This window comes from Streptomyces sp. BRA346 (assembly GCF_052851135.1).
On the sequence record NZ_JAIWIH010000057.1, the window covers coordinates 20,934 to 31,490 of the forward strand.

The 10,557-nt window shown below is 68.8% G+C and carries 11 protein-coding genes and 1 pseudogene; 6 read left to right on the top strand and 6 right to left on the bottom strand.

Translation table 11 applies throughout. The features are described 5' to 3' along the window. Positions 1–162: 162 nt before the first annotated feature. Positions 163–849: a hypothetical protein gene (locus LCH29_RS40515; RefSeq protein WP_446466690.1), complete on the top strand. Its 687-nt coding sequence runs from the start codon at positions 163–165 to the stop codon at positions 847–849. A gap of 338 nt (positions 850–1,187) precedes the next feature. Here the strand turns inward: LCH29_RS40515 and LCH29_RS40520 are convergent, their stop codons facing one another. After that, positions 1,188–1,379, bottom strand: a complete 192-nt coding sequence (locus tag LCH29_RS40520; RefSeq protein WP_446466691.1) for a hypothetical protein — start codon at positions 1,377–1,379, stop codon at positions 1,188–1,190. 107 nt (positions 1,380–1,486) lie between these two features. Next, positions 1,487–1,618 carry a hypothetical protein gene (locus tag LCH29_RS40525; protein ID WP_446466692.1) on the bottom strand — a complete coding sequence of 44 codons (132 nt, stop codon included), beginning with the start codon at positions 1,616–1,618 and terminating at the stop codon, positions 1,487–1,489. Between the two features lie 1,245 nt (positions 1,619–2,863). Between LCH29_RS40525 and LCH29_RS40530 the strand changes: the two genes are divergently transcribed. After that, positions 2,864–3,541 (top strand): recombinase family protein, encoded by a 678-nt coding sequence (locus tag LCH29_RS40530; protein WP_446466693.1) that lies wholly within the window; start codon positions 2,864–2,866, stop codon positions 3,539–3,541. A gap of 197 nt (positions 3,542–3,738) precedes the next feature. After that, positions 3,739–4,080 (top strand): hypothetical protein, encoded by a 342-nt coding sequence (locus LCH29_RS40535; protein ID WP_446466694.1) that lies wholly within the window; start codon positions 3,739–3,741, stop codon positions 4,078–4,080. Positions 4,081–4,916: 836 nt separating this feature from the next. On the opposite strand, the gene LCH29_RS40540 is transcribed toward LCH29_RS40535, so the two are convergent. The 4 genes from LCH29_RS40540 to LCH29_RS40555 all read right to left on the bottom strand — a co-directional run bounded on the left by LCH29_RS40540 (position 4,917) and on the right by LCH29_RS40555 (position 8,388). Next, positions 4,917–5,378, bottom strand: coding sequence for a RapZ C-terminal domain-containing protein (locus LCH29_RS40540; RefSeq protein WP_446466695.1), 462 nt, complete (start codon positions 5,376–5,378; stop codon positions 4,917–4,919). 229 nt (positions 5,379–5,607) lie between these two features. Continuing rightward, a complete protein-coding gene (locus LCH29_RS40545; protein ID WP_446466696.1) occupies positions 5,608–6,177 on the bottom strand; it encodes a hypothetical protein in 570 nt (189 codons plus the stop codon). Positions 6,178–6,243: 66 nt separating this feature from the next. Next, positions 6,244–7,818 (bottom strand): hypothetical protein, encoded by a 1,575-nt coding sequence (locus LCH29_RS40550; RefSeq protein ID WP_446466697.1) that lies wholly within the window; start codon positions 7,816–7,818, stop codon positions 6,244–6,246. A gap of 309 nt (positions 7,819–8,127) precedes the next feature. Beyond that, entirely contained in the window at positions 8,128–8,388 is a 261-nt protein-coding gene (locus tag LCH29_RS40555; protein ID WP_446466698.1) for a hypothetical protein, read from the bottom strand. A 668-nt stretch (positions 8,389–9,056) separates the two neighbouring features. Here LCH29_RS40555 and LCH29_RS40560 point away from each other — a divergent pair. The 3 genes and pseudogenes from LCH29_RS40560 to LCH29_RS40570 form a co-directional block, all read left to right on the top strand. Continuing rightward, a complete protein-coding gene (locus LCH29_RS40560) occupies positions 9,057–9,356 on the top strand; it encodes a hypothetical protein (protein WP_446466699.1) in 300 nt (99 codons plus the stop codon). Further along, complete coding sequence (locus LCH29_RS40565; protein ID WP_446466700.1) at positions 9,353–10,048, top strand: restriction endonuclease; 696 nt, start codon at positions 9,353–9,355, stop codon at positions 10,046–10,048. Before LCH29_RS40560 ends, LCH29_RS40565 begins: the two co-directional genes overlap by 4 nt. Positions 10,049–10,215: 167 nt before the next feature. Continuing rightward, positions 10,216–10,557 (top strand): annotated as a pseudogene (locus tag LCH29_RS40570) (hypothetical protein); the annotation flags it as partial.

Genomic DNA, 10,557 nt, shown 5'->3' on the forward strand with positions numbered 1-10,557 from the left:
AACTTATTGACAGAGAAATCTGTCGAATTGGTATATGACAGTTTCCTCTGTCCAACGTCCAGGCCATTCCGTGGCTGAACCACGCCTCAGCTGGCGGTACGGGCGGTCGAACGGGTATCTCTACGAGCACGCGGAACAGGTGGTGATAGGGAGTTGACCCAGGTGGAGCTGTGGAGGCGCGCTCCGGAGGCCGGCTCACGCCGCTCCCAACGCCAACGGGCCGCCGCCGAACTGCGAGCCCAAGGCCGCTACGGCCCCGAACTCCGTGACGCTCTGCCCGGGTTCATCGGGCTCGGCCTGGCCGTGGCCGTTCCCACTGGCTTCCTCGCCTGGATGTACCGGCAGCTCGGAGTCCTCGGCCTGGTGCTCGGCGTCGCGCTCCTCGCTGGCGCGGTCGTGCCCTGCGCTCGCTGGCGCCGCGCGGCCGCCCGCCGGCGCGGCGGCATCTACACACCGGGCGAACTCGAGGGCCTGGACGCCCACGGCCTGGCGGTCGCCGCCGAACGGATGCTGCGCCGCGACGGCTGGCACGTCATCTCCATGCCGCACCACGGACAACCGCGGCTGTACGCGCGGGACCGCCGCGGCCGCCAGCTCGACGTCGCCGTCCGCCGCGCGGAGCAGCCCGTGGACGACGAGGCGGACGAAGCGACCGGTACCGCACCTCTGCGCGAAGCAGGACGGCCCGGTGTCGACAGCCTGATCCGCCTCGTCATCAGCCAGGGCCAGTTCAGCCGCACGGACGTGCTCTGGGCCTCCCGCCAGGGCGGCGTCCACCTCCTCGACGGCCACCAGCTCCAGCGCTGGGCGAACGGCACCGCCTTGGACGACCTGGGCCTGCCCGGCTGACGCTCCCAGTTCCGGGCACCAGTCCGGCGGCGGGCTCTCCCACCCCGGTCAGGTAACAGTCCGCTGCGACTGTTACCCCTGGTGACCTGCGTAGATTCTAAAAATCGGCCCTCATCTGAGGGCCCAAAACTAGAAGGGCTCCCGGCCTGGCTCTGGCCCGGTGCCCAATCGGCGGCGACCTTGCGGCCGCGTCTCTTCCTGATCCTCGTCGGCAGAGGCGATCGGCTCGGCGGCAGCCAGCTCCGCAGCCGTACGGCCGCGCTCGCGGCTGTCGCCAATTGGCGACAGCTCCGGCTCGTCGGGTCGGGGCCCGGTTCCCAGTCGACGGCGGGCACTGCTCACCAGGTACGCCTCCCTCGTGCTCCGAGTACGCCGCGAGCGCGGAGGGCGTCCAGGTCCGGAAGCTGGATCGCGGGCAGTTCGACGTCCAGATCGGCCTCCACGGCGCCCTTGCGGTGCGGGACGGCTGTAGTGGATGCCGGGGACGGCGTCTGGGGTCCGGCCCCCAGAGCGCGGCGAACAACGGTCACGCCGATGATCGTACGGCGCCGTGTTGAGGTGGGTGGGGTCGTCGGGGCAGCTGGCTGTCTCGCACCACGCGGCGGTGGGGCCGACCCGGTCGGCCCCACCGAGGACCTCAGCCCTCCCGCTCCGGCGAGGGGGTGAAGGTGTCGCCGTACGCCTCGGCCATGTAGTCGTCCTGCAGATCCTGGTGGAACTGGTCTGCAGACGTCGCGCCGTTGGTGTTCTGAGCGGTGGTGTCATCCATGGAGTGCCTCCAAGGGGGTCGGGGTGGTCGTGCTGACGGGCTCTGCCCGACCGCGGGTTCTCGGGGGTGTCCAAGGCTCGCGCTTGCGCGACCGCGTAGCGGCTTGGCCTTGGACACCCCCGAGGTTCCGTGGTTGCCTCCGGCGTCAGTACGGGCACGTCGGCCCCCGGCAACCGGCCTGAGCCACCCGAGGAAAAAGGAACGTCACCCACAGAAGACCGTGCCGACGACCGCGTTGGTCACGAGCCTCCGGCGGTTGCCCGGCTCGGCCCGGGGTCCCCGGGCCTGCTCAGCGCGACGGGCCTTAGGCGGTGGGTGCGCACGGTCTGAGCCGACCACCGACGAAACGCGCCTCGGCCACGGCGAGACCCGGGCCGACGCGGAGCGACCACACCGGCCGCCACCACCGCGCGGCAGCAGGCGCTCCCCCTCAGCCACGGCCGGCGGTGCGGTCGCCTCACGCTCGTGCATCCGCGACGGCGGGGGTACGGTCCGGGCCACTGGATGGCGCGGCGGCCGCCGACCGGACCGCCACCGACCCCCCTCCCTTCCGCCGCTGGCCGTCTTTCGCAGCCCGGAGCACTCGCAGTCGCCCACGCTCCGGGCCACGGAGGCTTACGGACCCTGGGCGCTCGTTGAGCGGCGCGGTGGCCACGCGCTCGCCGTCACCTCAGGGGGCGCATGCCGCGAGCCTGGAGGCATCTCCACTGCCTCCGGGCTCATGCCTGTTCAGGGCGCTCTGTACCTCTGCCTCGGCCAAGCTCTACCCTTTGGCCTGGGACAGCGTTGGTCACGGTCATGGCACTCCTCTTTTCTGTACTCCTCGTTGTCGGCACTTCGAGTCCGTATCGATCAAAGGAACTTGACGTGCTAACGCCGAACCCCAGGCTGATCCTGGCTGCTCTCTCGTTCGTGCCCTTGTTGTTCTTCGTGCTGTTGTCGGCGCCCGCTTGGGTGAGCTGGCCCTTTTTGTCAGCGCGAAGGCAGAGGGTGCTGCTTGAGGTGCTGCAGAAGGTCATCGACTGGACGCGTGCCTGCGTTCGGATCGGTAGCCCCAGGTAAGCCGCGGGAGGGGGCCGCTCTGACGGCGCCCCTCCCGCTTGTTCAGCAATCGATCGGTTCCTGGACAACAGCGCCTGGCCTCGACACGCCGAGCCGAATCCGGCTTCCGGCGTCCAACAAGGGTGTTCAACAACGGGAGGCGTCCAGGAACGCATCAGGTCCCTTTTCTGTACGGTGCCGTGCATGACGACTCCCGCTGAGTGGGCGGCCGCTGACAGCCCGCTGGAAGCCTTCCCTGCCAACGCGTCCGGCGCCCGGGTCGGCTACGCGCGTGTGTCCACGAAGGGGCAGCTGCTCGACCGGCAGATCGCGGCCCTGACGGAAGCGAACTGCGTGCGGGTCTTCGCCGACAAGAAGTCTGGCAAGAACGCAGAGCGCGAGGAACTGTGGCAGTGCCTCGACTACCTCCGGCCCGGTGACACACTCGTGGTGCCGTCCCTCGACCGCCTCGGCCGCTCGATCCAAGACCTGATCTCCATCGTCTCCGGCCTGCGCAAGCGCGATATCGGCTTCCAATCGCTGCATGAAGCGCTCGATACCACCACGCCTGGCGGCCGCCTGGTCTTCCACGTCTTCGCCGCGCTTGCGGAGTTCATTCGCGAACTCATCGTGCTGGGCACCCACGAGGGCCTGGAGGCAGCGAGGGCCCGCGGCGAGCGTATCGGCCGGCCGCCCGCGATGACGGAAGAGCAGATCCGGCACGCCCGTGCCCTGCTGACCGATCCGGAGAACACGATCACGTCGATTGCGAAGCTGTTGGGGGTCTCCCGGACCACGGTCTACAAGTACGTGCCGGAACTGGCAGCAGGACGGGACTCCCTTACTGGAGGCCCGGGGGCTCTGCCCGCGCCTCGAAATTGACCCTGGTCAGGCGACACGCCGTGGTTTGTCGTCACTGCAAGAAGTCGAGCGCGGGGCGAATTTAAGCTTGTGGAATGTCACCTGCCCCTACCGCGGTCCCGTACGCTGCTCTTGCAATGAGTGCTGCATCTCTCGGGTGGCAAGCCTGGAGTTGGCTCCACTCGGGTCCGAAAATCCGGATCCCGGAACCTTCTGTGGTGACCACTGGAGACGAGAAGTACGTGCGGGTGACCGTCCGCAACGAGGGGCGTCTCGCCGTGAGCGTTGACGAGTGCTTCCTGGACATGGAGCAAGGCTCGACCTTCGGCGGACCGAAGGACCCTGACAAGACGGCAAAGCGGTGGCAACCTCCAGAAGGCGAGCAGAACGTTAAGCTCCCTTACAGGTTGGAAGCTCATTCTTCCTTCGACTGGTGGATTCCCATGCCAGTCATCGAAGAATTTTTCGAAGGAGCACCAAAAGGCTCGGCGCTAAATGTGCGCCCGATCGTATATGCAGGTGGCAAGAAGCATCAGCGCAAGCAGTGGTTGGCGCTCTAAGAAGGTTTCACTTCGTCACCGTTACCGGCATAACTGTGACGCCGGAACGGCCCACGGGGTCCATGGCGGCCGCTCTGATGGCGGCTCAGTCGGCTGGCGGCGTGGGCGGCCGGATCCGCGCCAGCGAAATCTATCCACAGGCGAACCGTTCCAGGCTTCGACCATGAACACGAACACGCGCCGTTGGCGCTCTCACGTCCTGGTCATCCTCGTCGCTCCATGCGTCCTGCTCGCCGAGCTGGTCGCGCTGCCCATCGCCCTTGTCCGGCTCGCCGTGCGCGGACACGCGGCCAGCTGCGACCGCCGGGAGGGGCACGGGTGCAGCTGCTTCCTATCCTCTTGGCGGGCTGTGGGCCGCGGGGTCCGGCGCGGTTACCGGAAGACGTTCGGGCCCTGAGCAGGAGACGACTGGGACCTGGGTGGGGTCCGGCCCTCGGTACCACCTGGCACAGGTGGTAATCGGCGTCCACGAGGGTCTAGTCAGTCCGGGACAGTCGCGTAAGTGTCCAGGTCGGAGCCTCGCAGTCCGGGGGAGTCCCTGCAGTCTGTGAGATCTGCGTGAGAGGTGTGGCGACTGTTCTGGGCTGACGCGTCCCGCTGGGGGCCGAGCAGGATGTGGAACCGCTTCAGCGGCGGTGCGAGGCCCCGCAGTTCTCACAGGGCTTCCATCGGTCCTTCTCCTGGATCGGGTGGCCGCAGTTCTGACAGGCCCCTTTCACAGGCACGGCGATTCCCCCCTCAGAGTTCCGTCGTTGGTGGAGCTACGGTACGGGAAGGCCCCCGGAGTCAGCTGCAATGACTCCGGGGGCCGCGTGGTTCCTTCGCTGCCGTGGTGATCAGTGGGGCAGGATCGGCCGGTCGATGTGGCGGTGCTCGACCTCGCACCCGATGCCAGCGGCCCGGAGGTGCGCCGCGATTTCCGCAGCCACAGCCACGGAACGGTGACGGCCGCCGCCGCAGACGACGTGGACGTCGACTCGGAACGGCTGCGCTCCGGCCCACTGCTTGAGGTTGTCGTGCTGCAGCAGGATGCGGACCTTCTCAGCGTTCTGGGCGACCAGTTCCTTGGCACCCGGCGTTGCCATGACGTACCGGCGGACCTCCGGGTCCAGGCCGTTGGAGTGCAGCATCCGTTCCCGGACCTCGGGGTCCTCGGGCGGGTTACGCAGGATGCGGGTGTCGACCAGGAGTGCGGTTCCGGGCGGGGCGTCGTGGTGCCCGGCGCCGTAGGACGTGATGACGCACTGCAGATGGTTGTCGGAGTACAGGGAGCTGAGGTCTTGCGGTGAGGTCTCCATGCTGTTCAGCCTCCATGCCGCGTGGTGGCGGCGGTAGTTGATACCGGGTGTTTCCTGTTTCCTCTTCCGGCGGTGCTGGTCAGAAGGGCTCTTCGCCGGGCGGCAACGGCAGGGGCGGCCTGGGCGGGTCCGGGGTCCGCTGGCTCGGGCCCGTTCCTCTCCTCCGGGGGCAGGGCGCAGCGCGAGCATTCGTCGTGGCCGGGCAGAGATCCGCAGATGCACATGCTGTTCAGCCTCCTTGCCGCTCATTGGCGGCGGTCGTGGTGTTGGCCGCGAGGAAGGCGCCGGCGGCGGCCGCGGCCTCCTCGCTCGTGTCGTACGTGGGGGCGTCCTCCTCCAGCCCTGTGTCTCGGTTGGTGCCGTTGGCGGCGGCCGCCACCCACCACCAGCCACCGTCCGCCGGATCGAACCCGACCCGGGCTGTCCCGCCGAACGCCGTGATGTCGACCGACTTCCGCGTCCCTCGTGCGGCGCTGGGGTCCACGGCCAGCGGCCAGCGCTTACGGGCTGCCTGACGGGAGATTCCCCAGGCTGCCCCCAGCTCGGCGTAGTTGGCGCCCTTCGCCCCGGCGGACCGGGCGAAGTTCTCGGCCATGCCGTCGATCTCCTCGGCGGCGTACTTGCACGCGGCCAGACTCGCCAGCGCACCCTCGGGACGGTCCAGGCGGAGGACGTCCGGGCTGTCCGGCCGCCCCTCGGTCATCGCCTCGTACAGGACGTCCCGCAACGGCTGTAGGGCCCCGTGCAGGTCCTTCCGCAGGGTCTCGCGGTCGGTCTGGGTCAGTTCCTTCTTGTCCATGCGACAACTGTAGTTACCGACAGCATTGGTTGTCGCGGGAACTTTGGTTGTCGGCATATGCCAGTTTCAGCGGCTTCGCCGATTGCGCTTCTCCGCGCGGGCCTTCGCGCGGGCGGCCCGAAGGGTCTCCTTGGCCGACGATGCGTTGAGGGGCTGGTCCATGCGTCGACGCTCCTCCAGTTGACTCTGGTGGACGTGCTCCGGCTCCCGCCCCGACCAGCGCCGGAGAGGCTCCTGCTCGGGCCGCCGGGTCCAACGGTCGAGTCGCCACCGCTCGCCCAACTCGGCGCGCTGGGCCTCCTGCGCAAGCTCGGCCTCGGCCGCGAGGCGAGCGGCCTCACGGCGGCGTGCCTGCTCGCGCAGCTCGGCCTCGCGGTCCCAGAGGTCCACCGCGGGGGCTGCCGGAGCGGCCATGATGCGGGAGCGCTCAGCAACGGCGGTCCCGATGTCGTCCCAGCCCGTGACGTGGGCGGCCTGGGCCACGGTCCGCCGCCGGCCGTGGCTGTGAGCCTTCCGGGAGTTGATGAGGCGCCACAGCCTCCAGGCGGCCAAGCGACCGACGTCGTCCACCCCGGCCACGCTGCTGGACAGCACCTCGACCAGCTCGCTCGCGGTCGAGCGGCGGAGCGCAATCTGGACCGTGCGATGCAGGTCAGTCCACGCTGAGGCGCTGTGCCAGCGTCCATGCTCGTCCCAGGCTCCAGAGGGCAAAAGCACCTTGCCGTGACCGAGTTGGAGCCTCCACGAGCGCCATGCGCGCCGTAGAACCCTGTCTGCGACCACCCGAGGGTCATCTCCGGACAGGAACGCGGGCTTTCCTCCAGGCGCTGCCGAAGGCGTCGTATTTGCTTGTCCCATCTTGTTCGACCAGCTCAGCCCACTACTACCGGTAGACAAAAGATCAGATAGTGGTGAAACACCCCTCGCGTATAGAGGGGACGTTTTGCCATTGGTCATCAGTCGCTGGTTCAGAGCCTCGGCGCGGTCGCGGTCGGCAACGGCCCAGCAGCGCAGATCCTGCGGCCCGGCCTCCTTCCCCAGAGCCTTGGCGGACGTCCGGATGGCCTCGGCGGCGGCCGCCTCACGGGAGTCTGCAGAGTGCTCCCAGCGCGGAGCGGCGGCCAGCTTGGTGGCCGTGGGCTCGTCCACGGGGACGGCGGCGGGCTCCGCCAGCACCGCGTACTCGGCCGCGTCGGTCAGGCGGCCGTACCGGGCGTCCTCGTACGGGTCTTCGGCCTCTGGGAGGTCCCACACCTTCAACTGCTGGGCCAGGTCGTCGGGGAGGTCGTGCGGGATCGCGTCCACCCGCAGCGTCAGGGCGTAGACCGCGCGCCGGCCGGGGGCTGGGGCCACGTCCCGCTCCGCGAGGCCGTAGCGGTACAGACCCTTCAGGTCGTCCCAGTACCGGTCCTCGCCGACTCCGAACTGCCATGCGTAGCGGGCGGCCAGCGTCATGCCGCCATCCGTACGTCCCGTTCCCCACTGTCCGACCACGCGGCCGGTGGCGCGGTCCAGCTCCTGTTGGGAGAGGAACCGGGCCAGGCGGAACTTCGATGCGGGCAGCAGACCGCGGTGGTGAGACAGCTCGGCGATCCGGTACCACATGGACAGGCTGATCCGGGGAAACCGGAGTACGGCCACACGCTCTTGGTCCAGCGATGGCGGTGTGACCTGCGCCGACTCAGGCTGTGCGGACACACCGGATTCGAGGCGCACTGGGCCGCCATCGCAGCTTCTTGCTACGATGCGAATGCCTTCCTGCGATACATGAGGGCATAGAGAAGCCCTAGGCGTCGGACTTAGTCCGGCACCTGGAAACGGGCTTCACCTGCGGAAATGGGGACTCTCAGACGTCTGCCGCCAAGCTCTGACTGAGTGGTCCCGCTGGACGACGCGGTGCCCTGATCTGATGTTTCGGGTCAGGGCCTTTTGCGTGTCCGGACGTTGTCGTCATCCGGCCTTGGGCAGCTCCTGGGGTGTCTTCGTCGTCCTGGCTGCCGCGCGTGCCTTACGGCGCGTCTCGCGCTTGTGCAGCTCCTTGAGCGCTTCGCGGAGAACCTGGGCGCCTGAGACACCCATGGTGGTCACAAGCTCCTCGTAGAGCTTGCGCTCCTCATCCTCTGGATAGAGCACGAGAGTTGCACGGACCGTCTTGTCGGCAGGAAACACCGTCGTCCGGTTCCGATGCTGGCGTCCTCGCTCCTGGGGCATGCCAGCGATCTTAGACCCATGAGGCGGCTGGTGTTTCAAAACACGCCCGTTTTCCTTGGCGATTTCCGTGACGCGGGAGGCTACTTGTCGACTTCCCGTGTGGCGGGCAGGCCAGAAACCCCGAGTTCTCGGGGGCGTTGGGCCCCAGGGGAGATTCATGAGGCGTCGGGTGAACGTCTGCGCGGGTCGCACCCCGTTCCGGTGACGCAGTCTCGGCGGCCGCGGCCGCGGCCGCGGCCGCGGCCGTGGGTCTGGGCTGAGTGGGGTGGTTCCCTCGTTGGGCGGCAGGCGAAGCCCTACCGCGCCGTTCGTCGGGGTGCCAGGCTCGCGCTTGCGCGACCGCGAAGCGGCTCGGCCTGGCGGCCCGGCGGGCGGTGTGGTGCCCTCCGGGTGCCGTCCGACGAGGGGGCCGCACCACGACCCCACCACCATTTCCACCACCCACCGAGCAGCAGCCCCGCCACGCGCCCCCATGCCCCTCCGCAGGGTGGCCGGGGGTGTGGGGGCAGCGCCCCCGCAGCACTGACCCGCACCCGACGACTCTCGCCAACCGATGTCAGGACGACCCCTGTTGATCACCATTGGTGATCTTGCGGTGACTCGTTGTCGGTGGCGGGTGCAAACATGGTCGGTTGCGCGGGGAGTGTCTGCAGACCGAGGGGGAATCGGTGCCCTGGATAGGCAAGTACGCGAAGCGGGACGGTACGGAGGTTTCGGCTCACTGGCGTTCGCCAGCGGGAGCGAAGACGCAGACGGCGTTGTTCTGCGCGGTCGCGGTGCTCGTCGTCGGGATGAGCGGCGGCAACGGTTCTGACGCCGGTCATAGCGGCAAGACGCCAAAGCCTGGCAAGTCGTCGGTGGACTACCCGATCAAGTTTGAGAGAAGCGGCAAGGAGCGGAAGCCCGAACCGCAGCCGACCGTGTCCTACCCGATCAAGTTCCCCTCGTCGGGAGGTGACCGGCGATGACTCGACGTCCGCCCGCGCGGCGACCGAGGCGTCGGCGCTCGCGCAAGAAGGACCCGGGGTCCGACCTGTTAGTGGTGCTGGTCGTCACCGCGGCGGCCATCGGCCTGGTGGTGATGGCCGTGACCTGGCTGCTGGCGCACTGGTGGATCCTGGTCGCGGCCGGCGTCGTCGGCGCGGCCGCGGGAGGCTGGTGGCTCTATCAGCGCGAGCAGCGGGCCCAGTGGGAAGCGGTGCGGGCGCGGGGGCTGCGGTATGCGCTGTCGCAGCTGGACGGGCTGCATCACCGGCAGTTCGAGCACGCGATACGGGACCTGATGCACCGGGACGGCTGCGCGGATGCGCAGCAGGTCGGCGGGTCCGGGGACAACGGCGCGGACGTGAAGGCGACCGACCCGTTCGGACGTCTCTGGGTGATCCAGTGCAAGCACCGCCGCAACGGCCTGGGCGGCTCGGCGGTCGGCACCCCGGATCTGCACGTGCTCAACGGGACGGCTCGGCAGCTGCATGGTGCGGACGTGGTGGTGCTGGTAACGAACGGGCGCTTCACCTCGAAATGCCCTCCGCTGGCGCGGTCGCAGAAGCTGCACCTGGTGGACCGCCGTCTGCTGGCTGAGTGGGCCGGAGGGTCGCGGCCGCTGTGGGACCTGCTGCAGCGGCTTCCCCCGCCCCGCAGATCGTCCGCCGCTTCCTGACTGCGGCGGTAGGTGAACGGACAGAGGCTCGCCCCGAACGGGGCGAGCCTCTGTCATGTGCGGCTGGTTCCGGAGCGAGCTGGAGCAGGACCCGATCGGGTCTATCCGTCGTACAAGCTGCCCGCCGGGGCTCTCGATCACGGGCGGGGGTTGTACCGTCCGGTGCCATGACGAAACCTCGCCCCGTGCCGGTGCTGCCCGCCCAGGGCCGGCGGGCCGCTTTCATCGGAAAGGGTGGGGCGGGCAAGTCCACTCTGCTCGCCCTCCTGCTCGCCTACTGGAACTCGTACGGCGTGCCCTGCGTCGGGATCGACACCGACGTGCCGGGGGAGAAGGAGAACGGCACCCTGTACGTGCACGCGAACGCGGTCGACCTGGGCGCCCCGGTCTACCCGGCGCCCGCGGTCCACCAGATCCGCCAGGAAGCTCAGCGTCTGTGTCCGGAGAAGGGCATCTGCGTGTTGGACACCGGAGCGTGGGAGCGGAGGCAGGACGGCCCGCACCTCGCG